This is a genomic window from Nonomuraea sp. NPDC001699 (assembly GCF_053596455.1).
On the sequence record NZ_JBSFGF010000011.1, the window covers coordinates 21,103 to 42,308 of the forward strand.

The window sequence follows — 21,206 nt, forward strand, 5'->3', positions numbered from 1 at the left end:
CCTGTCAGGGGGCCAGAGGAGACGCCATGATCAGATTCGGCTACGCCGACACCCCGCTCGGCCAGATCCACCACGCCTCGTGCGGCACGGGCGACCCGGTGCTCCTGCTGCACCAGACCCCCCGCTCGTGGGACGAGTACCGCGAGGTGCTCCCCCTGCTCGGCCGCACCCGGCGGGCCGTCGCCATGGACACGCTCGGCTTCGGCAACTCCGCCCGCCCGCCCGAGCACTCGATCGAGACCTACGCCGACGGGGTGCTGGCCCTGATGGACGCCCTCGGCCTGCCACGAGCCGCCCTGGCCGGGCACCACACGGGCGGCGTCATCGCGGTCGAGACGGCGGCGCGCGCCCCCGAACGCGTCACCGCCCTGGTGTTGTCGTCCACGCCGATGATCGACCCCGAGGGGCGGCAGCGTCGTGCGGGCCGTCCCTCCATCGACGCCGTGCGCGAACAGGCCGACGGCTCCCATCTGGGCGAGCTGTGGAGCCGGCGGGCCCCCTACTATCCGTGGCCGCTGCTGACCCGGTTCGTGCGCGACGCGCTGACCGTGCTGCCGGAGGTGGAGAGCGGGCACGAGGCGGTGGCCGCGTACCGGATGGAGGACCGGGTGGGGCTGGTGCGCTGCCCCGTGCTGGTCGTGGGCGCCACCGACGACCCCTTCGCCTTCCCCGAGCTGGAACGGCTGGCCGCCGCCCTTCCGCACAGCACCAGGGCCGTGGTGAAGGGCGGCGTGATCCCGCTGGAGCACCAGGCGGCGGAGTTCGCGGCGCTCGTCCAGGAGTTTCTCGACGGCCAGGCCGCAGAGGCCGGCTGACGGGGGCTCGGGCCGGGCCGTCCGACGTCAGTGAGGGAGGTGGGAGGGGGCCAGGGGCGGGCCGGGCGGGGTCTGCCAGGTCGCCAGGAAGTCCTCGGCCAGCGCGCACGCCCCGGCGTACGGGCCTTGCGGATGGTCCAGAGCGGTGGCGGTGAGCTCGGCGACGCGGCGCTCGACCAGGGCACGGGCGGCGTCCGCGTCGGCGACCGTCCCGGCCCGCTCGGCGAGGTAACCGATCGTGGCGCCCGCGCCGCAGACGAAGTCCGCCAGCGTGACCACGCCCCGCTCCCCCAGCGTCCGCAGCCCCTCCCCGGTGTAGGGCACGTTCGCGGCGGGCGCGACCAGGCCGGCCCGCACCGCCGCCGCCCGCCGCGCCGACAGGGCGCCCGTGCGCGCCCCGGGCACCAGCACGTCGGCGGCCACCTCGTACAACGCCTCCGGCGGCAGCACGGGCAGGCCGAGCCGGGTCACGCACGCGTCCCCGTGCCCGGCGCGCAGCTCCTCCAGGGCGTCGACGTCCAGTCCGGCCGGGTCGCGCACGCACCCGTGCAGCGTGGACAGGGCCACCAGGCGGGCACCGCGCCGCGCGGCCTCCCGCACCACGGCGCTGCCCACCTTGCCGAAGCCCTCCACCGCCACCGTCCGCCCGGCCAGCCCGCCGAGCGCCGTCTCGGCGGCGACGACCACGCCCAGCCCCGTCACGACGGTGTCCACCAGCTCGCCGCCGACCTGCCCGTGCATGATCGAGTCGGTCCGGTACCCGGGCAGCGGCGCGAAGTCCTGCGTCCGCGTGCCCAGGTCCGAGGAGGTGAGGAAGGCGCCCTTCTCCACCAGCGGCGCGATCTCCCGGCAGAAACGGGCCACGGTGCCCGCCCGGTCGCCGGACGAGGCCCGCAACACCGCCTTGGCCCCGCCGATCCGCTCGCCGAGCACGGCCAGCTTGTACGTCATCGCCCGCGCCAGCAGCCCCGCCTCCTCGCGGGTGACGTCCGGCGCCAGCCGGGTGCCGCCCGCGCTGACCTGGCAGTCCAGGTCGAAGGCGATGCAGCCGTCCACCGAGACGAGCTCCATGATCCTCATCCACGCTCCCCGCGTCCGTGCGAACCGGGCCCGCCGCCCGGACTCGACGCCGCCCGGCCGCCGGTCCGGCCGGGCCTACCGTCCAATCTCGACGCGGCCCGGCCGGCTGTCCATGGGTCAGGGAGCGTTGAAGCCCAAGGTGTACGAACCAGACCCGGAGTAGGAGTGCACCCGATAGCGGTAGTACCCGGCCGCGCCGGTGTAGGTGAGCGTCTCGTCGGCTCCCGCCCCGGTGCTCTGGGCGACCGTGGCCCATGACGACCCGTTCCAGCGCTGCAGGTACAGGTCGTAGTCGGCGCCGGACGGCCCGTCCAGGCACGCCTGGTGCGGGCCGGTGACGGTGGTCTGGAGATACCCGCCGTCAGGCTGGTACTGCTCCGCCCCGGAGGCCAGCGTCCCCGTCTTGGTGGTCTCGTAGCCCGAGCAGCCGCCGGCGGCGGCCACGGAGAGGACGAAGGCGACCGTGTGGGTGGCGGCCGGGCCGGTCGCGGTCACCGTGATCGTGTACACACCCCCGGGCGTCTGCGCGGAGGTGGAGACCGTCATGACGGACGTGCCGCCCGACGGGACGGAGGGCGGCGCGAACGTCGCGGCGGCTCCCGCCGGCAGCCCGGAGGCCGCGAACTGCATCTGCTGGGGCCCGCCGCGGGTGACGGCGGTGCTGATGGTGCTCGTGGTCGACCCGCCCGGCGTGACGCCGCCGCTCGTGGGCGAGAGCGAGATCGCGAAGTCGTCGCCGCCGCCGTTTGGCGGGGTGTTGTCGATCATGCCGGAGATCTCGTTGTACACCTCGGTGATCCGCGTCCCCCAGTTGGGGCAGCCGCCGAGGTGGTGCAGCGCGATCACCTTGTGGCTGGAGGCGGCGATCACCGGGGAGCCGGAGCTGCCGCCCGAGGTGTCGCAGCGGTAGCCGGTGTTGACGCCCGACGACACCACGTCGATCTTGCAGGCCGCGCCGCCCTGCGTGTCCTCGTACAGGGACAGGCGTTTGGGCAGGGTGTCGCCGTGGCCGGGGATGTAGATGCGCTCGCCCGCCACGGGGGTGCGCGGATCGAGGTACAGGGTGCCGAACGCCTGGATCGCGGCGAAGTCGGCGACGCTGAAGAGCGTGTAGTCGAGCGCTTCGAGTGCGCTGGTCTTCAGGAACTGCCCGCCGCCGACCTTCGTCCCCGCGCCCGGGTTGTCGCCGCCGCAGGTCGCGCAGTCGTAGTCGAACTGGAACTCGCTGGCGCTCAGGTCGGCGGCGCTCTCCATGCAGTGGTTGTTGGTCAGCATGCGGTTGGTGTTGCCGACCCGCCACGCGGTGCAGTAGCCGAGGCCGTTGAGGAGCTGGCGGGCCACGGCGCGGCTGCGGGCGTACTCGGTGGGGTTGCTGTCCTTGTAGCAGACGACGTCCCGGCGCGCGTCGGTGCCGCACACGCTGAACGTCCTGGGCGTCAGGGCCGCGGCCTCCTGGGTGGTGTAGCCGCGGAAATACCGGTCGACGCGTACGCCGAAGCCCTGCCTGGCCAGCCGGACGGCGTTGCGCGGCCCGGAGGCGTGCAGGGTGACCACCGCCGTGTCGCCGTCCACGGAGAGCGCGGCGAAGCCGGGCACGCCGTGCAGCGTGTAGCCGGAGTTGGCGGGGTAGCGCCCGCGGGTGGGGTCGCCGTAGTAGGTGTGGATCTCGCGGCCGTCCGGCGCGGCGACGGTGACGTAGTCGCCCGGGACGAGGGTGAGCGCGGCGAAGTGCACCTTGACGTAGCGGGAGCCGGGCCGGGTGACGCGCGTGCTCCAGCTCCGTCCGGCGCCGCCGTAGGGCAGGGACAGGTCGGCGAGAACCTCCTCGCCGGCCGGGGAGACCCGGCTGTCGATCTGCGCCTTCAGGGGGACGGCGGCGGGGGCCTGAGCGAGGGCGGGGGCCGGGGTCGCCGGCGCGACGACGGCCAGTGCGGCGATCAACGCCGTGGCCGCCGCTCTCCATCGGGAAGGACTCATGCGGGGGACACCTCCACGTGAGGGGTGACCGAAGCAGGCCGCCGGTCGCCGGGTGCCGGGCCCGGTCCGGGCGTGTAGGCCGCGCCGGCGGGGGCCGGCGATTCCGGCGAACAGGCGGCCCGCCGTGGTGGGGGGTGGCCAGAGGGTAACTCCGTCCCCCATCCGTACCGTTATCGGTAGCGATACCGATATTTCGCGTTATCGACCCAAATCACCGACACTTCGCTCCCCCGTCGCGGCGATGTCCAAAATACTTGACACCATGTCGGCCTTCTTTTACGTTCGTCATGTCTACTTTCTTTGACATGGAGACCTGCCTTGAAGGCCATCACCCGGCACGTCTACGGCCCCCCGGCCCTCACCGACCTCGACCGTCCCGCCCCGGGCCCCGGCGAAGCGCTCCTGCGCGTGCACGCCGCCTGCCTCGACCACGGCGTCTGGCATCTCGGCGCCGGGCTGCCCTACCCCGTCCGCCTCGCCACCGGGCTGCGCCGCCCCCGTTCCCCCCTCCTCGGCCGCGACGTCGCCGGGTCCGTCGAGGCCGTCGGCCCCGGCGTCACCGGCCTCGCGGTCGGCGACGAGGTCTTCGGCGTCTGCGACGGCGCGCTGGCCGAGCACGCGGTCGCGCGCGAGGACCGCCTCGTCCGCAAACCGGCCGGTCTGTCGTTCGAGGCCGCCGCCGCCGTCCCGACCAGCGGCCTGACCGCGCTCCAGGCGCTGCGCGACCACGCCCGCGTCCGGCCGGGGCAGCGCGTCCTGGTCATCGGCGCGGGCGGCGGGGTGGGGACGTTCGCCGTCCAGCTCGCCAAGGCGTACGGCGCGCACGTCACCGGCGTCTGCGGCCCCGGCAAGGGCGACCTCGTCCGCTCACTCGGCGCGGACGAGGTCCTCGACTACACCCGCCAGGACCCGACCACCGGGCCCGGCCGCTACGACGTCGTCCTGGACACCGCGGGCAACCGTTCCCTGCCGGGCCTGCGGCGCGTGCTCACCCGCCGGGGCACCCTCGTGATCGTCGGCGGCGAGAACGCCTCCGGCCGCTGGCTGTACGGCACCGGCCGCCAGCTCAGAGCGACGGCGATGTCCCCGTTCGTCCGGCACACCCTGCGCGCCCCGATCGCCAGGACCGACCCACGGGACCTGCGCCACCTGGCCGGCCTCGCCGCGTCCGGCGAGCTCACCCCCGTCGTCGGCAGGGCCTTCCCGCTCGCCGGCTTCCCCGACGCGATGGACCACCTCCGGTCGGGGCACGTGACGGGCAAGATCATCATCGTCATGCCCGTCACGGAGTAGATCACCAGTCGCCGGCGGGCACGCGGGTGTTGCGCAGCGGTTCGCCCGCGCCCTCGGCGGGCGCCGCCCACACCACCGCGTTGGCCAGGATCCGCCGCACGCCCGGCTGGTGGAAGACCGGGTAGTTCTGGTCGCCGGGGCTGAAGTAGAAGACGCGGCCCTTGCCGCGCCGGTAGCAGCAGCCGCTGCGGAACACCTCGCCCCCGGAGAAGGAGCTGACGAACACCAGCTCGTCGGGCGCCGGGACGCCGAACGGCTCGCCGTAGGTCTCCTGCTCGGGGATGACCAGCGGCTGGGGCACGCCCGCGGCGATCGGATGGGCGGGCTCCACCGTCCAGACCAGCTCACGGTCGGCGGTGTCGCGCCAGTTGACCGTGCAGGTGGTGCCCATGAGGGCGCGGAAGACCTTGGAGTAGTGGCCCGAGTGCAGCACCAGCAGGCCCATCCCGGCCCAGACGCGCTCGCACACCCGCGCCACGACCTCGTCGCCGACCTCCTCGTGCGCCGCGTGCCCCCACCAGGTGAGCACGTCGGTGGCGGACAATGTCGCGGCGTCGAGGCCGTGCTCGGGGTCCTGCAGGGTCGCGGTGCGCACGCGCACCCGCTCCCCCAGGTGCTCGCGCAGGCCGTCGGCGACCGCGCCGTGCATGCCGCCGGGGTAGCGGCGGCGCACCTCCTCCTCCCGCTGCTCGTGTACGTTCTCGCCCCAGACGGTCACGTTGATGCTCACGCGCGATGCTCTCCCTCCGGACCTGCCGCACCTACCGTCCGGTCCTTACCCGCCAGGCACTCGGGTCACAGCCCCGCGCCGCCGACGGGCGAGGCCGGCGGACGGGCGGAAAATGTCTCGCGGAAGGGAGGAGCGTTTGGGTAGGTTCGCCAGTGACCATGGAAGTCATGCCACGCCCCGCGCAGGCCGCCCTCGTACCGGACGGCCGTCCTGTCGAGATCGCCTGCGACGAGTCCGGCGCGGAGGGCGAGAAGCTCGTCGGCGGCAACACCGACGTGTTCGCCCATGCCGGCGTCTCCCTCGACGCGGCCGCCGCGGCCGACTGCGTACGGGAGCTGCGGCTGCGGGCGCCCTCGCCGGTCACCGAGTACAAGGCCGAGCACGTGCTGCGCGAGAAGAACCGGGCCACCCTGGTCTGGCTGCTCGGCCCGTCGGGCCCGATCCTCGGCCATGCGCGCGTGCACCTGACCGACAAGGCGTACTTCGCCGTGAGCAAGGTGACCGACCTGCTGACCGGCCACCATTCCGTCCTAGGTGGCCTCGACCAGGACGAACGGTCGGCGGCCATGGCGGTCACCCTCTACCAGGAGGGCCGCCGCGCCTTCGGCCCCGCACGCTGGACGGCCTTCCTCGACGCCTTCAACCACCTGCTCAGAGCCAGGAACGGCCGGGGCCCAGAGGTCTCCGCCGACTCGGTCTTCGAGCTGGTCGCCGACCTGCGCACGACGCCCGGCCCGGCCGGCGAGATCATGGACGAGCTGTGGGCCGCCAGGCCGCTCGTGGACGCCTTCACCGCGCGCCTGCTCGACGACCCGCATCTCTTCCCCGCGCTCGACCCGCTGATCCCGGGCATCGCGCACGCGGTCGCCCACTGGGGCGCGGGCGGCCGGCCCGTCTCCGTCGTGCACGACCGGCAGACGACGCTGACCGAGGAGCGCATCGAACGGCTCCGGCTGCTGCTGGCCCGCCCGGACGCCCCCGGAGGCCCGCTGGTGCTGACGAGCCTGACGCTGGTCGCCTCCCACCTGGACCCCCGCGTCCAGGTGGCCGACATCGTGGCGGGGGTGGCGCGCAAGATCGCGTCCAAGGAGCTCAACGGCCGCGGCGACCCGGAGCTGACCGGCCTGCTGCGCCCGTACGTGGACGTGTCCTCGGTCTGGCCGGACGAGCGCAGCCGGGCCGCGCTGATCCCGGCTCAGCCGAGCCAGGCACGGGCCTCGGCGGCGGCCTCCGGACCGAGCACCGGCTGGGAGTAGACCTCGACCAGCGTGCGCATCAGCAGGCGCTCGCCCTCCGGCGTGGACAGGTCGGCGTCCATGCCGCGGCAGACGTGCGGGTACAGGACCGTGACCGACAGCGCCATCGCGGCCATCACGGCCGCCCGCGCCCGCGGCGGCACGTCCGGCGGGTCGGCCCGGTCCCGGTCGGCCGCGGCCAGCCAGCGTTCCCCGATCCGGACCATCTCGTCGAACAGCGGCGCCGCCCAGCCCTCGGTCAGGGCCCGCGCCAGGTAGGCGCGGTAGGGGCCGAGGGCGGCCACCGGGTTGAACCCGGCCGGCGGGCTGCCTGCGGCCTCGGCGTTGAGCCGGCGCACCGTCTTCATCAGGTGCTCGTCGCACGCCTCGCGCAGTGCCTGCTTGGAGCCGAAGTGGTGGCGTACCAGGCCGAGCGAGACCCCCGCCGACTCGGCGATGTCGCGGATCGTGGCCCGCTCGAACCCGTGCTCGCCGATGTGCCGGATCGCGGCGTCGCGGATGCGGGCCCGCGCGGTGAGGTCCTCCGGGTCCTGGACGGTTGTCATCGCACCACCGATTCGTACAGCGAACTGTTCACGAAAAAAGCATCCTATACCGGCGTACAGCACCGACCGGCCCGAACCACGCGGGACCGGCCGCGCGGGACCGGCCGCGCGGGACCGGCCGCGCGGGACCGGCCGCGTACGTGCAGCACCGAGCGGCCCCGACCATGCGGGACCGGCCGCGGGCGGGCGGTGTCGTTCGGCCCCGGGCGCGCAAGGCCGGCCGTCGGCGACTACGCTCCTGCCCTGTGCCGACGTTCGAACTGCCCCTGCGCCTGGACACCACGATCCGCCCCTACGACTGGGGTTCCGTCACCGCCATGCCCGAGCTGTTCGGCACCGAGCCGACCGGCCGCCCGCAGGCCGAGCTCTGGATGGGCGCCCATCCCGCCGACCCGTCGATCGCCGGCGGGGTGCCCCTCGACCGGCTCATCGCGGGCGACCCCGTCGCCGCCCTCGGCTCCCCGGCGGTCGAGAGGTTCGGGCCCGCGCTGCCGTACCTGCTGAAGGTGCTCGCGGTCGCCCGGCCGCTGTCGCTCCAGGTCCACCCCACGATCGCGCAGGCCGAGGCCGGGTTCGCCGCCGAGGAGGCGCGCGGCGTCCCGATCGGCGACCCGGCCCGCACCTACAAGGACCGCTCACACAAGCCCGAGATGGTCTGCGCGATCACACCCTTCCACGGGCTGTGCGGCTTCCGCTCCCCCGTCGTCACCGCCGGGCTGCTCGCCCGGCTCGGCCTGCCCCCCCTCCAGCCGTGGATCGACGTGCTCGCCGTCCGGCCCGCCGGCGAGGCCCTGCGCACGGTCTTCGCGCAGATGCTCGACGACGCCGCCGCGCCGCTGCGCGCCGAGGTCGAACGCGCCCTCGCCGGCGGCTCCGACCCAGAGCTGGCGCCGTACGCCGAGATCGCCGCGGCCTGCCCCGGCGACCCGGGAGTGGTGGCCGCCCTCCTGCTCAACCACGTCGACCTGCTGCCCGGCCAGGCCCTCTACCTCGGCGCCGGCGTGCCGCACGCCTACCTGGGCGGCGTCGGCGTGGAGATCATGGCCAGCTCCGACAACGTCCTGCGCTGCGGGCTGACCACCAAGCACGTCGACGCGCCCGAGCTGATGCGGGTGGTCGACTTCACGCCCGCCGAGCCGCACCTGGTCGAGCCCGAGCGTCCCGCCCGCGGCGAGCGGCGCTACGTGCCTCCGGCCCCCGAGTTCGCCCTCACGCGGTACGACCTGACCGGGGCCGACTCCTTCGAGCTGCCCGCCGGCCCGCCCAGGATCGTGTTGTGCCTGGAGGGCGAGGCCCGGCTCGGCGAGCTGACGCTGCGGCCGGGCGAGTCGGCGTTCGTCCCGGCCGTGGCGGGCGCGGGCCTGTCGGGCAAGGGCGTGGCGTACGTGGCCGAGCCGGGCGCCTTTACGGTGTAGATCAGCACAACGGCGACATTTCGGCCGCCGGTTGAACGTCGCCTTCCTAGGCTCCCCCCATGAACACGGCAACCCTCGGCCACGTCGCCATCGAACCCAGCATCCTCTACTTCGGCACCCCGGTCGTGCTGCTGACCACGGAGAACCCGGACGGCTCGACCAACCTGGCCCCGATGTCGTCGGCCTGGGCGCTCGGCCGCACCGTCGTGCTCGGCCTCGGCTCCGAGGGGCAGACCGCGCGCAACCTGGCCGAGCGGCCCGACCTGGTGATCAACCTGCCGGCCCCGCACCTGTGGCCGCAGGTGGAACGCCTGGCGCCGCTCACCGGACGCGACCCGGTACCCGCCACCAAGGCGGCCGGCTGCCGGTTCGAGCCCGACAAGTTCGGCGCGGCGGGCCTGCGTCCGGAGCCGTCGGAGACCGTACGTCCGCCGCGCGTGGCCGAGTGCCCCCTCCAGTTCGAGGCCGTGGCCGCGCAGATCCGGCCGAACGAGTCCGACGACTTCGTCATCATCGAGGCCGTCGTGCGCAAGGTGCACGCCGACCCGCGCATCGTCGTCCCCGGCACCCAGCACGTGGACCCGTCCGCGTGGAGCCCGCTGCTGTACAACTTCCGCCACTACTTCGGCCTCGGCCCGGAGCTCGGCCACTCCTACCGCTCGCAGACGCCGCACCCGGCCTGACGGCCCGCGCCGGATCAGCCGGCCGACGAGGCGCAACCGGCGTACGCCGACCGTACCGCCGCCTGAACGGGAGACTGGGCCGCCGACAGCGCCGACGGCTCCTCCAGCCCGCGCGGCGGCGGCGTGGGACGGTCGGCCGCCACGGTCAGCACGAGATGGCCGAACCGGCGCCACCACCCGTGCGTCACCCCGCGCCCGCCCGCCCGAACGGTCACCCTGCTCCATCCGTCGGAGGGCCGGCCGCAGCCGAGGGAGACCTCCAGCGCCCGGCTGTCGGCGCGGCGCAGCACCTTCGCCGCGCTCTCCTTGGCCGACCACAGCAGGCTGCCCAGCAGCGGATCGTTGCCGATGATCCGCTGCTCCTGGCGGGTGAACCGGTCGGCGACGAACCCCGGGCCGCGCGGCTCGACCACCTGCAGGTCGCAGCCGACGGTCCCGGGCTCCAGTCCGAGCAGGCACACCGCCCATCCGTCGCGGCTGGTGAGCGAGATGCCCACCGGCAGCGGGCGGCCGTCCCGCCACGCCTCGGCCGCGCCGTCGGGACGCCGCCGCAGCTCCGGGTCACCGGCGGGGCCGGGACAGACCAGGTGCAGCGCCTGACTGACGGTCCAGCGGGTGAGCGGGTGCTCGGCGGGCCGCCCGTCGCCCGCCCGGCCCTCTCCCGCCGGGAGTTGCCCCTCCCCGCGAGCCAGCCACCTCATCGAGCCTCCATTCCGCGCTCCAGCGCTAGGGATGACCTCCGGCCGCGGCACGGCGGCCGGGATCGCGTGATCGACCGACCCGGCCGCCACGCCCGGGCGGCCGTCTCGCGCAGCTTCCCCGCCCGCACCTCCTCGAACGCCTCGAACGCCTTGTACGGCGGCGGTCGCGCCCGGCGCCGCCCCGCGTGCGTGCTTCCCCGTACGTGCCCGCGCTCCGCCGCCGGACACCCGCGGGACCTCTCGACTAGTGTGATCTTGTGACCGGAATTTTCACAGTGTTCCCAGCCTCGCCGGGCGACGGTGAGACGCTGGGAGAGATCCACGCCGAATCCTGGAAGGCCGCCTACGCCGGCCTCTTCGCCACGGAGTTCTTCGACCAGGCCGTCAGCCACCGGCGCGGCAAATGGCACGACGTGCTCGCCGAGACGCCGGGCGGCCTGGTGCTCGCCGCGCTCGACGGACGCCGGCTGGCCTTCTCCTCCTTCGGGCCCTCGCCGTCCCGGGCGGGCGCGGCGGAGATCTTCGGCTTCTACGGCCATCCCGACGGCTGGGGCACCGGCGTGGCCGCCGCCCTCATGACCGACACCCTGCGCCGCATCCGCGACGAGGGCTTCACCCGGGTGCACCTGTGGACGCCGCGTGACACGCCGCAGTCACGCCGTTTCTACGCCAAGAGCGGCTTCACCGAGTCGGGCGCCACCCGCGCGTACGACTACGGCGACGGCAACCCGGTCGAGCAGGTGGAGTACGAGCTGTCCTTCCCCTGACCCGCCGGCCCTCCTCCCACGCGCGCCGACTTGACAGAGTTCCCCGGCGTATTTCGCGGTGCACAGCCCGGCGCGGGCTCTTTCGTTGACCGTCCCCATGGCCCATGACAACCATTCTTGAGTATGGCCAAGCGGGCACGAGAAACGGTCGAGTGATCGCGTGAGAGGAATGGCATGAGCGCGAATGCTTTGTACGCCGGTCGAGACTGGAAACTCGACCACGACAAGCGAGTCAAGGTCAGCAACGCGGAACTTCGTTACACGGTCGTGGGCCGCGGCGAGCCGGTCCTGTGCATTCACTGCACCTCCATTTCGGACGGCCTCATCACGCCGCTCCTGAAGTACAACCCGGAGCTGCTGGACAAGTACCAGTTCATCAGCTATTACCGTGCCGGTTACAACGGCAGCACGCTGGAGAAGGACAGCCTCAGCATCGAGGAGGGCGCCGAGCACGCCAAGCAGCTCCTCGACCACCTCGGCATCGACAAGGCGCACGTCATGTCGTACTCCTTCGGCGGGGTGATCGGCTTCCAGTTCATGCTCTCCTACCCCGAGCGCACGCACTCGGCGGTGCTGCTGGAGCCGTACCTGCCGCGTGAGGGCGCCGAGGCCGAGAAGGCCAACAACGACGCCGTGATGACGGCCATCGAGCTGGTGCACAAGGGCGACAAGCTCACCGCCGCCTGCGACTTCATGGCCGCCGTCTGCGGCCCGAGCTACCTCGGCTCCGTCGACATGAGCTGCCCCCTCGACGTGTGGGAGCGGGTCGAGGAGTGCGCGGACGTCACGTTCAAGGTGGACTTCCCGGCGCTGGGCGGCTGGGGCTTCCGCATGTCCAAGGCCGACCAGCTCGTGCCGAACAAGCCGCAGATGCCGGTGCTGGCCGTGATGGGCCTGGACAGCGAGGCGGCCATGCCCGGTTTCCGCGAGGCGCAGCACTTCCTCATGAACTGGCTGCCCCAGGCCGAGCGCTGCGGCATCGTCGGCGCCACCCACGGCCTGCAGATCATGAACCCGAGAGCGGTCGGCGAAGGCGTCTCGGCCTTCCTCGCCAAACACCCGATGCAGTAGCACCCGACGCAGTGAGAGGAGAGCGATGTCGGATCTGACGGCTGAGCGACTGGCGGCGGCACACCAGGCGTTGCGCTCCGGCGACCGCGAGCGCGCGCTGGAGTACTGGCACCCCGACGTGCGGTTCCAGTCCCCCGGCAACCACCCGTACGCCGGATGGCACGACGGCCTCGACGCCTTCATGGGCTTCATCAAGACCTGGCAGCGGCTGGCCGGCGGCACCCTGCGCATGGAGCAGATCGCCTGCCTGGTCAACCCGGTGGACGGCTACACCATCGACGTCAACCGGTGCACCGCCGTGCGCAAGCGCACCGGCTCGGACGGCACCTCCTTCTACGAGCACCTGCAGATGGAGGGGGTGGACCTGATGCGGTGGGAGAACGGCCGCGTCGTGGAGGGCCGCGGCGGCATCTTCGGCGACGGGACCGCCAACTTCAGCTCCTTCTTCGGCCCGATCGGCCCCGACGGGCGCAGATCCGACGACTGAGCGGGCAATCCGGGCGGGCCGGTGACGACCGGCCCGCTTTCTCATGCCCGCGGTCGGCCCTCGCCGCCTTTGTGCCCTTTTCCCCAGGAACGCGCCCACAGGAGAAGACATGACCCGTTTCCGTGGCGTCCTCCACGCATCCGCCGCCGCCCTGGCCGTCACCGCCGCGCTGGCGGCGGCCGCACCGGCCCAGGCCCTCCTGGCCCCCGCCGTCCGGGCCGTGGACCCGCCCGGCGACCCCACCACCCTCTGGAACGTGGACGTGCTGGACGCCACCCACGCCTACGCCGTCGGCTGGCGCGGCTACGACGGCTCGCCGGACACCTCCGTGCTGCGCTGGGACGGCTCGGCTTGGAGCAGGCTGCCGCTCACCGCCGGGTACGACGTGCCCAGCCCGTGCTGCGTCGCGGCCGTCGCACCGGACCAGGTGTACGTGACCGGCAGCCGGAGCATCGCCGACGTCTCCTGGCCGCGCTCGGCGTACTGGAACGGCTCGGCCTGGTCGGAGATCCCGCCGCCGCCCGGCTGGACACCCCCGCTGCCCGGCGACGAGTGGACCGGCCCGATCGCCGCCACCAAGGACGGCTCGCTCTGGTCGATCAGGTTCAGGAACACCGGCGGCACCGACATCCTGCGCCTGCGCCAGGGCGTCTGGACCGTCTACCCGCGCACCGAGAACCTGGGCCTGCTGCGCGCCGTCGACGGCGGCGACCAGATCGTCTTCGCCGCCGAGAACGGCGTCGTCCTGTGGGACGGCACGGCCCTGCGCTCCCTGGGCAGGCCGGGCCTCAGCCCCAGAGGCGTGTACGTCGAGGGCCCCGGCCGGATCTGGGTCAGCGGCTACCAGCCCCGCCCCAACCGGCCCGCCACCCCCGCGATCGCCCGCTACGACGGCGCCCGCTGGACCGTCTCGGCGCTGCCCGGCGACCCCGGCAACGGCTCGGCGAGCATCAGCGGCGACGGCGAGGGCCACCTCGTCGTCCCCACCGGCGGCGGCACCACCGCCCCCGCCTACCTGTACTTCGACGGCACCTCGTGGACCCGGGTCAGCGGCCCGGCCCGCCCGTCGGCCGGGTACGCGGGCGCGTACGCGGTGGACCGCGTCCCCGGCACGTCCACGATCCTGTCGGTGGGCGGCGCCAACGTGACCAACCTGACCGGGTTCGCGATCAGTGAGCTGATCAGCCCCCGCTGAGCGGGCCGGCGCGGCCCCCCGGGCGGGGAGGGGCGGCAGGCCCCTCCCCGCTCACGCGCGCCCTGACGCCGCCGGGGTACGGCCCGCGCGGACCGCCGCGAGCAGCGTGCCGGCCAGCAGCAGCGCCGAGGCGGCCGTCAGGACGACGCCCAGCCGGTGCAGGCCCTCGTCGGTGGCGCGCTCACCGTAGGTCACGCTGATGAGCAGCGCCGAGCAGATGGCCCCGGCGTACTGCGAGGTGCGCAGCAGGCCGGCGGCCATGCCGATCTGGCCCGGCGGCGCCTGGGCGTACATGGCGGCCTGGTTGCCCACGATGTTCAGCCCGTTCTGCACCCCGAAGACCATGCTGAGCAGGCACAACGACAGGATGGACGCCTCGCCGTCGAGCGCCGGCAGCCAGGCGCAGCCCGCCAGCAGGAACGCCGCGCCGGCCGGCAGCATCCAGCGCGCCCGGCCCGAGGCGCCGTCGGCCCGCGCGGCCAGCCCCGAGACCACCGCGCCCACGGCCGAGGTGGGCATGAGCAGCAGCCCGGCGACCGCCGCCGTCAGCCCCCTGCCCTGCTCCAGCCACTGCGTCCAGCCGTACAGGAAGCCGTAGGTGGCCATGAACGTCGCCGCGTTGCGCAGGTAGGTCACCAGCAGCGGCCGGTTGCGGGCCAGGTCGCGCAGGCTGCCGCCGCCGCCCGTACGGGCGGGCTCGTACGGCTCGTCGCGCGGCAGCCACACCAGCGCCGAGACCACCCCGGCCGCGGCCATCGGCAGGTTGACCAGGAAGATCCAGCGCCAGCCGCCGAGCGCGTCGAGCAGCCCGCCCAGCGGCGGCCCGAGCACCATGCTGACCTGCCCGGCCATGGCCAGCGCGCCCATCACCGAGGCGGGCGCGGCCCCGCCGGACCGCTCGGACCTGCGGCGGACCATGCTCATGGCGGCCGGGTAGGCGGCCGAGGTGCCGAGGCCGATCACCACGCGGGCGGCCACGAGCAGGCCGAGGGTCGGCGCCCAGTAGCCGAGCAGCCCGCCGGCCGCGACCGTGACCAGCCCGGCCAGGTAGACGCGGCGCGGGCCGAGCCGGTCGGCCAGCCGGCCCAGCACCGGCTGGCCGATCGCGGTGGCCAGGTACAGGCCCGACACCAGCCAGGACGTGGCGTCCGCGCCCACGCCGAAGTGGTGGGCGATGGGCACGAGCGCGATGGCGATGATCGAGGAGTTGATCGGGTTCAGCAGCGAGCCGACCGAGACCGCCGTGACGAAGCGGGGGCCGAAGGGTGCCTGGCCGGGCTCGCTGTCCGGCCGGGGCGGCGCGGTCACAGCTGGTACTTCTCCTCAAGCTTCTCGTAGATCTCGATCTTGTAGTCGATGGCGGCCAGGTCGTCCTTGAGCCGGGAGATGCGCTTGGCCACCTCCTCGCGGTGGGTGAGCAGGATCTGCTTGCGCTCGGCCGCGGTGCTCTCGCCCGCGCGGACGAGTTCGGCGTAGCGGCGGACGTCGGCGATGGACATCCCGGTGCCCCGCAGCCTGGTCAGGAACCGGATCCAGGCCAGATCACGTTCGGTGTAGCGGCGGTGCCCGTTCCCGCCGCGCGGCGGCGTCTCCCGCATCAGGCCGGCCTTCTCGTAATAGCGCAGCGCGTGGGCGCTGAGGCCGGTCTCGGCTGCGACTTCCGCGATCGTCAGGCTCTGACTCATACCGATCATTGTCGCCCTTCGAGCGCGATCCAAGTCAAGTGCATTCGGCCGAATTCCGGTGAATGCGAGCCCGGACTTGACGGAATGGGATCGGCTACCTCCATACCGCCCGGTCACCACCGGGCGGCGCGTTGACGCGTTTTCCGGCGGCTGGACATGATTTCCCCGTAGCGCCGGACGAAATGGTGGTGCCAATGGCGAAGAGCGAATTCGTGAGATTCCTCGGCGACCTCCGGGAGAATCCGCAAAGACGCGCTGAGTATAGCGCGAGAAATCTCAGTCAATTGTTGTTCCACGCATCCGACGAGGGCTTCCGGTTCACCGCCGAGGAGCTGGTGTCGGTGGTCGGGGCCCTGGAGATCGAGGTCATCGTCGCCAAGGACGGCGAGCCCGTCGACGGCGGCAGCACGCTCTGGCGGCACATGTGGGGCAGGCGGTACCTGGACTACCTGCTCGATCACGTGGTGGCCAGGTTCGGCGAGGAGGAGCTGCGCGGGTTCGCGGCCGACGAGAGGCGGCCGGTGGCATGAGCGGGACGAACCTGATCGCGTTCCTGCGCCTGGCGGGCTCGCGTCCCGACGTGCTGGAGTCGCTGAAGGCCAAGAGCAAGGCGGAGGTCGTCGCGGCCGCGGCCGGGCACGGGCTGCCGTTCACCGAGGCCGACTTCGACGGCGTGGTGTGGGAGCTGGAGGAGCGGCTGGCCGACCTGCGCGGGGAGCCCTTCGACGCCACCTTCCCGCTCTGGCGAACGATGTGGGGCCGGCACTACCTGGAGTTCCTGGTCGGCGACCTGCTGCCCGCCCTGGAGCGGGCCCGGCTGCTGGAGTCGTCGTGAGCGCCTACGACTACATCGTGGTGGGCGCGGGCAGCGCCGGCTGCGTCCTGGCCAGGCGGCTGCTGGACGCGCTGGGCTGCCGGGTGCTGCTGCTGGAGGCCGGCGGCCCGGACGTCGCCGAGTCCGTGCACCGCACCGACGTGCCGTCGATGACCTCGATGTGGGGCTCGCCGGAGTTCGTGTGGGACTACGCGACCACCCCGCAGCCGGAGCTGGGCGGCCGGGTCGTGCCGATCCCGCAGGGCCGCGTGGTGGGCGGCGGCAGCTCGGTCAACGCCATGATGTACGTGCGGGGCAACCGCCGCGACTTCGACGGCTGGGCCGCGCTGGGCAACGACGGCTGGTCCTACGACGAGGTGCTGCCCTACTTCAGGCGTTCGGAGGACTACCCGGGCGGTTCGCCGGAGTACCGGGGCAGTGGCGGGCCGCTGAAGGTCGTCGACTACGGCTCGCCGTCGGACGCCTCGCGGGCCTTCGTCCGGGCGGCGATCGCCCGCGGCCGCGCCGACGGCACCGGCGACTACAACGGCCCCCGGCAGGAGGGGCTGGCCTTCTTCTACCAGTCCACCCGGGACAAGGACGACCGGCGGTCCAGCACGTCGGAGGCGTTCCTGGCGCCGGTGCTGGGCGAGCCCGGTCTGACGCTGGAGACCGGCGCCGTGGTCACCCGCCTCACCGTCGAGGGGGGCCGGGCCGGCGGCGTGGAGTACGTCAAGGACGGGCGTACGCACCGGGCCACCGCCGGGCAGGAGGTCATCGTGGCCTGCGGCGCGCTGGGCTCGCCCGCGCTGCTGCTGCGCTCGGGCCTCGGCCCGGCCGCCCACCTGCGCGAGCACGGCGTCGAGGTGGTCGCCGACCTGCCGGGCGTGGGCCGCGACCTGCAGGACCACGTGCTGTTCGGCATCGGCTACGAGAGCCTGCGCGAGCTGCCCTTCCCCGAGCTGCTGGCCGAGGCGGGGCTGTTCACCAACGTCCTGGGCGGCGACGGGCCGGACCTGCAGTTCTTCTTCGGCCCGGTGCAGTTCATCGACGACCGGTACAGGACGGACGGCCCGGGGTTCACCTTCGCGCCGATCCTGCTGCAGCCCGAGAGCAGGGGCGAGGTGCGGCTGCGCCCCGGCGACCCGCTGCGTCCCCTCGTCGACCCGCACTACCTGGAGGCCGCCGCCGACCTGCGGCTGCTGTCCGAGGCCGTCGTCCTGGCCAGGGAGCTGGTCTCGGACACGGCCTTCGACTCCCTGCGCGGCCGGGAGCTGGCCCCGGGGCCCGGCGTGACGAGCCCGGCGGCCCTGGCCGCGTACGTGCGGGCCAGCGCCTCGACCGTGTGGCACCCGGCCGGCACCTGCCGGATGGGCCGCGACGGCGAGGCGGTCGTCGAGCCCGACCTGCGGGTGCGCGGCGTGGACGGGCTGCGCGTGGCCGACGCCTCGGTCATGCCGGTCATCACCCGGGGCAACACCAACGCGGCCACGATCATGATCGCCGAGAAGGCCGCCGACCTGGTCGCCGCATCGGCACGGAGGTGAGCTGAGATGACACAGACCTTCGACTTCGTCGTCGTCGGCGGCGGCACGGCCGGATCGGTCGTCGCCGCCCGGCTGAGCGAGCTGCCCGGGGCCCGCGTGCTGGTCCTGGAGGCGGGCGACACGAAGATCACCGACGCGGTCGAGGACCCCGCGCGGTGGAACGAGGTGCTGCTGACCGAGCTGGACTGGGCGTACATGAGCGAGCCTCAGCCGGGGCTCGGCGGGCGCCAGGTCTATTCGGCGGCGGGCCGCGGCCTGGGCGGGACCTCGAACGTCTACCACATGATCCACACACGCGGCCGTCCGGCGGACTTCGACGCCTGGGCCTACGACGGCTGCCCCGGCTGGTCCTTCGCCGACGTCCTGCCCTACTTCCAGCGCCTGGAGGGACAGCGGGACGCCACCAACCCCACGGCCGGCCACGAGGGCCCGATCAGGATCGTCAACGCCCGCGACATGGGCAACCCGGTCTCGCGGACGTTCGTCGAGGCCTGCGTGGAACTGGGCTACCCGCAGGTCGAGGACTTCAACGCCGACAGCTTCGGCGTGAGCTGGCACCACGTCGACATCGACGTGGAGAAGGGCACCCGCTGCGGCGTGCGCGCCGCCTACCTGGAGCCCGCGCTGGAGCGGCTCAGCGTCGAGGTGGGCGCACTGGCCACCCGGCTGCTGTTCGAGGGCGAGCGCTGCGTGGGCGTGGAGTACCTCAAGGACGGCGAGCTGCGGACCGTCAGGGCCGAGCACGAGGTGATCGTCACCGCGGGCGCGATCCAGTCGCCCAAGCTGCTGCAGCTGTCCGGCATCGGCCAGGCCGGGGAGCTGGCCGCGCTCGGCATCCCGGTGGTCGCCGACCTGCCCGGCGTGGGCGCCAACTTCCACGACCACCCGCTGGTCATCGGCCCGATCGGGTACATGGACAAGGCGGCGCCCGACCCGCGCGGCCAGGTGACCGAGGTCGGGCTGTTCTGGGGGTCGGAGCCGGGGCTGCCGGTGCCCGACATGGAGATCTGCCTGGTGCACCGGGCGCCGTTCGGCGACCAGTTCTTCGCCAACGTCATCAAGCGGGTGGAGACCGGGCAGCCGCTCACGCCGGTGCGCGAGCTGGTCGACCCGAAGATCGTGCTTACCCTGCCGGGTCTGGTCCGGCCGCTGTCGCGGGGCAGCGTACGGCTGGCCGGCACCGACCCGACGGCCTACCCGAGGGTCAGCGCGAACTACTTCGGCGAGCGCTCGGACCTGGAGCGCACGGTGACGATGGTGGAGATCGCCCGCGAGATCTACGCCAGCTCCGCCTTCCGGCGCGACTGGGGGCTGACCGAGGTCGCGCCCGGCCCGGACGTGCGCACCCGCGAGCAGCTCAGCGCGTGGGTGACGGAGAACGTCGGCTCGTACTACCACTTCGCCGGCTCCTGCAAGATGGGCTCCGACAGCCTCGCGGTGGTGGACACCCGGCTGCGGGTCCGCGGCGTCGAGGGGCTCCGCGTCGCCGACGCCTCGATCATGCCGACGATCGTCTCGGCCAACCCCCACACGACCACCGTGATGATCGGCGAGCGCGCCGCCGAGTTCGTCGCGGCGGACTTCCGCCCGGCCCGACAGGAGGCTACGCGATGATCCACCAGTTCATCTTCGGCGCTCCCAAGCCCGGCTTCACCGCCCAGCAGTTCCAGGACTACTGGGTCAACGTGCACGCGGTGAAGTTCGCCGGCAAGATCAAGCAGATCAGGCAGTACCTGGTCGACACCCGCATCCCCTTCGACGGCGACGTCGGCCGGCCGGCGCTGCCGCACCAGGGCATCGCCGAGATCTGGCTGCGGAACGCCGAGGAGCAGCTCGCCTCGCTGCAGAGCGAGGAGTTCCTCCAGGGCGCCCGGCTGGACGAGCCCAACTGGGCGGCGTTCTGGTCCACGATCGTGGTCGACACCGTCGCCCACGAGCTGGTGCCCGGCCCCAAGCCCCGGCCGGAGAGCTGGGTGAAGGTCACCACGCTGATCAAGCGGCGGCCCGGCCTGCCGCTGGACACCTACCGCAAGCAGTCCCTGGAGTCCTACGCCGCCGCGGTGGCCGGGCTGCCGGGCCTGCGCAGGCACCTGCACTGCCACACCGTGGACGGCGCGTACACCTTCGGCGAGGCCGGCTTCGACGCCGTGGACCAGCTCTGGTTCGACGACGTGGACGCGCTGCGCGCCGCACTGGCCTCGGCCCACCACGCCCGCCGGGTCAAGCCGGAGCTGGAGGCGATCGCCGACCCGGCCCACGTGTTCTCCATGACCTGCAAGGAAAACTGGATCATCCCCGGGGAGTCGGCATGACCAAGCGCGTTCTCGTGATCCTCTCGGAGTTCGGCTACTGGGGGGAAGAGCTCGTCGGCCCGCTGTCGGCCTTCGACGAGCGCGGCTACGACGTCGTGTTCGCCACGCCGACCGGCAAGCAGCCGCACGCCCTGCCGCCCAGCATGGACCCCGACTACGTCGACCCGCCGCTCGGCCGCTCGGTCACCACGCCCGAGGTGGCCAAGCTGACCCGCGACCTGGACGAGTCCGGCCGCCTGGCCAACCCGCTCAACCTGTCGGCGTGGGCGCCCGAGCGTCCCTACACCAGCAGCCCCGACTACCTGCGCCGGCTGGAGGCCTACCACCGGGCGGTGGCCAAGCTGGAGGCCGAGCTGGTGCCCTACGACGCGGTGCTGATCGTCGGCGGCAGCGGGCCGATCGTGGACCTGGCCAACAACGAGCGCGTGCACGAGATCGTGCTCGCGTTCGTCCGGGCGGGCAAGCCGGTGGCCGCCGAGTGCTACGGCGTGGCCTGCCTGGCCTTCGCCCGCGACTGGGAGGACCGCAAGAGCATCATCTGGGGCAAGCGCGTCACCGGTCACTGCAAGGAGTACGACTACAAGGACGGCACCGGGTTCCTCGGCGTGCCCGACTTCAACATGGGGCCGCCGCCGTACCCGCTGGAGTACATCCTGCGGGACGCCACCGGGCCCGAGGGGCGCTACGTCGGCAACTTCGGCCGGGAGACCTCGGTCATCGTGGACTTCCCGTTCGTCACCGGCCGGTCCACGCCCGACTCGTTCCTGACCGGGCGGAAGATCGTCGAAGTGCTAGAGGGCGGCCTGCGCCGCTTCGGCTGGTGATGGCGGGCC

At 73.2% G+C, this 21,206-nt stretch carries 22 protein-coding genes; 15 read left to right on the forward strand and 7 right to left on the reverse strand.

Features of this window, described 5'->3' with window-relative positions:
- The first annotated feature begins 26 nt into the window (after positions 1–26).
- A complete protein-coding gene (locus ACWCSU_RS29805; protein WP_357697113.1) occupies positions 27–815 on the forward strand; it encodes an alpha/beta fold hydrolase in 789 nt (262 codons plus the stop codon).
- 27 nt (positions 816–842) lie between these two features.
- On the opposite strand, the gene ACWCSU_RS29810 is transcribed toward ACWCSU_RS29805, so the two are convergent.
- Together ACWCSU_RS29810 and ACWCSU_RS29815 are read right to left on the reverse strand one after the other, a co-directional pair.
- The gene (locus tag ACWCSU_RS29810) at positions 843–1,895 is read right to left on the reverse strand and encodes a Glu/Leu/Phe/Val dehydrogenase dimerization domain-containing protein (protein WP_357697111.1); all 1,053 of its coding nucleotides are present in this window, start codon (positions 1,893–1,895) and stop codon (positions 843–845) included.
- A gap of 117 nt (positions 1,896–2,012) precedes the next feature.
- Positions 2,013–3,872 carry a trypsin-like peptidase domain-containing protein gene (locus ACWCSU_RS29815; RefSeq protein ID WP_449939394.1) on the reverse strand — a complete coding sequence of 620 codons (1,860 nt, stop codon included), beginning with the start codon at positions 3,870–3,872 and terminating at the stop codon, positions 2,013–2,015.
- 318 nt (positions 3,873–4,190) lie between these two features.
- Here ACWCSU_RS29815 and ACWCSU_RS29820 point away from each other — a divergent pair, with 318 nt between their 5' ends.
- On the forward strand, positions 4,191–5,165 hold the full coding sequence (locus ACWCSU_RS29820; protein WP_449939397.1) for an NAD(P)-dependent alcohol dehydrogenase: 975 nt from the start codon (positions 4,191–4,193) through the stop codon (positions 5,163–5,165).
- Position 5,166: 1 nt separating this feature from the next.
- Here the strand turns inward: ACWCSU_RS29820 and ACWCSU_RS29825 are convergent, their stop codons facing one another.
- Entirely contained in the window at positions 5,167–5,895 is a 729-nt protein-coding gene (locus tag ACWCSU_RS29825; protein WP_449939398.1) for a ThuA domain-containing protein, read from the reverse strand.
- A gap of 167 nt (positions 5,896–6,062) precedes the next feature.
- On the opposite strand from ACWCSU_RS29825, the gene ACWCSU_RS29830 reads away from it, so the two are divergent.
- On the forward strand, positions 6,063–7,151 hold the full coding sequence (locus ACWCSU_RS29830) for a hypothetical protein (RefSeq protein ID WP_357697103.1): 1,089 nt from the start codon (positions 6,063–6,065) through the stop codon (positions 7,149–7,151).
- On the opposite strand, the gene ACWCSU_RS29835 is transcribed toward ACWCSU_RS29830, so the two are convergent.
- A complete protein-coding gene (locus tag ACWCSU_RS29835) occupies positions 7,091–7,696 on the reverse strand; it encodes a TetR/AcrR family transcriptional regulator (protein WP_449939402.1) in 606 nt (201 codons plus the stop codon). The genes ACWCSU_RS29830 and ACWCSU_RS29835 overlap by 61 nt on opposite strands.
- Positions 7,697–7,941: 245 nt before the next feature.
- Between ACWCSU_RS29835 and manA the strand changes: the two genes are divergently transcribed.
- Positions 7,942–9,111 (forward strand): mannose-6-phosphate isomerase, class I, encoded by a 1,170-nt coding sequence (manA, locus tag ACWCSU_RS29840; RefSeq protein ID WP_449939403.1) that lies wholly within the window; start codon positions 7,942–7,944, stop codon positions 9,109–9,111.
- A gap of 59 nt (positions 9,112–9,170) precedes the next feature.
- Positions 9,171–9,794, forward strand: a complete 624-nt coding sequence (locus tag ACWCSU_RS29845; protein ID WP_364087604.1) for a flavin reductase family protein — start codon at positions 9,171–9,173, stop codon at positions 9,792–9,794.
- A gap of 14 nt (positions 9,795–9,808) precedes the next feature.
- On the opposite strand, the gene ACWCSU_RS29850 is transcribed toward ACWCSU_RS29845, so the two are convergent.
- Positions 9,809–10,495, reverse strand: coding sequence for a 4'-phosphopantetheinyl transferase family protein (locus ACWCSU_RS29850; protein ID WP_357697095.1), 687 nt, complete (start codon positions 10,493–10,495; stop codon positions 9,809–9,811).
- Between the two features lie 275 nt (positions 10,496–10,770).
- Here ACWCSU_RS29850 and ACWCSU_RS29855 point away from each other — a divergent pair, with 275 nt between their 5' ends.
- From ACWCSU_RS29855 to ACWCSU_RS29870, 4 genes are all read left to right on the forward strand, one after another.
- Positions 10,771–11,262: a GNAT family N-acetyltransferase gene (locus ACWCSU_RS29855; protein ID WP_357697092.1), complete on the forward strand. Its 492-nt coding sequence runs from the start codon at positions 10,771–10,773 to the stop codon at positions 11,260–11,262.
- Between the two features lie 174 nt (positions 11,263–11,436).
- Positions 11,437–12,333, forward strand: a complete 897-nt coding sequence (locus tag ACWCSU_RS29860) for an alpha/beta fold hydrolase (RefSeq protein WP_357697090.1) — start codon at positions 11,437–11,439, stop codon at positions 12,331–12,333.
- Positions 12,334–12,358: 25 nt separating this feature from the next.
- Positions 12,359–12,820 carry a nuclear transport factor 2 family protein gene (locus tag ACWCSU_RS29865; RefSeq protein ID WP_357697088.1) on the forward strand — a complete coding sequence of 154 codons (462 nt, stop codon included), beginning with the start codon at positions 12,359–12,361 and terminating at the stop codon, positions 12,818–12,820.
- A 109-nt stretch (positions 12,821–12,929) separates the two neighbouring features.
- Positions 12,930–14,015 (forward strand): hypothetical protein, encoded by a 1,086-nt coding sequence (locus ACWCSU_RS29870; protein WP_449939407.1) that lies wholly within the window; start codon positions 12,930–12,932, stop codon positions 14,013–14,015.
- A gap of 51 nt (positions 14,016–14,066) precedes the next feature.
- On the opposite strand, the gene ACWCSU_RS29875 is transcribed toward ACWCSU_RS29870, so the two are convergent.
- Positions 14,067–15,323, reverse strand: coding sequence for an MFS transporter (locus tag ACWCSU_RS29875; RefSeq protein ID WP_449939409.1), 1,257 nt, complete (start codon positions 15,321–15,323; stop codon positions 14,067–14,069).
- A complete protein-coding gene (locus ACWCSU_RS29880) occupies positions 15,320–15,700 on the reverse strand; it encodes a MerR family transcriptional regulator (protein ID WP_449939410.1) in 381 nt (126 codons plus the stop codon). Before ACWCSU_RS29880 ends, ACWCSU_RS29875 begins: the two co-directional genes overlap by 4 nt.
- 284 nt (positions 15,701–15,984) lie before the next feature.
- Here ACWCSU_RS29880 and ACWCSU_RS29885 point away from each other — a divergent pair, with 284 nt between their 5' ends.
- The 6 genes from ACWCSU_RS29885 to ACWCSU_RS29910 are packed head-to-tail and all read left to right on the forward strand — an operon-like array spanning position 15,985 to position 21,197.
- On the forward strand, positions 15,985–16,230 hold the full coding sequence (locus tag ACWCSU_RS29885) for a hypothetical protein (protein WP_364087616.1): 246 nt from the start codon (positions 15,985–15,987) through the stop codon (positions 16,228–16,230).
- Positions 16,227–16,535 (forward strand): Nif11-like leader peptide family natural product precursor, encoded by a 309-nt coding sequence (locus ACWCSU_RS29890; RefSeq protein WP_357697077.1) that lies wholly within the window; start codon positions 16,227–16,229, stop codon positions 16,533–16,535. Before ACWCSU_RS29885 ends, ACWCSU_RS29890 begins: the two co-directional genes overlap by 4 nt.
- Positions 16,532–18,061, forward strand: a complete 1,530-nt coding sequence (locus tag ACWCSU_RS29895) for a GMC family oxidoreductase (RefSeq protein ID WP_449939414.1) — start codon at positions 16,532–16,534, stop codon at positions 18,059–18,061. The genes ACWCSU_RS29890 and ACWCSU_RS29895 overlap by 4 nt, the downstream gene beginning before the upstream one ends.
- Positions 18,062–18,067: 6 nt before the next feature.
- Entirely contained in the window at positions 18,068–19,675 is a 1,608-nt protein-coding gene (locus tag ACWCSU_RS29900) for a GMC family oxidoreductase (RefSeq protein ID WP_449939416.1), read from the forward strand.
- Positions 19,672–20,373: an EthD domain-containing protein gene (locus ACWCSU_RS29905; RefSeq protein ID WP_357697069.1), complete on the forward strand. Its 702-nt coding sequence runs from the start codon at positions 19,672–19,674 to the stop codon at positions 20,371–20,373. Before ACWCSU_RS29900 ends, ACWCSU_RS29905 begins: the two co-directional genes overlap by 4 nt.
- Complete coding sequence (locus tag ACWCSU_RS29910; RefSeq protein ID WP_449939419.1) at positions 20,370–21,197, forward strand: type 1 glutamine amidotransferase domain-containing protein; 828 nt, start codon at positions 20,370–20,372, stop codon at positions 21,195–21,197. The genes ACWCSU_RS29905 and ACWCSU_RS29910 overlap by 4 nt, the downstream gene beginning before the upstream one ends.
- Positions 21,198–21,206: the final 9 nt, after the last annotated feature.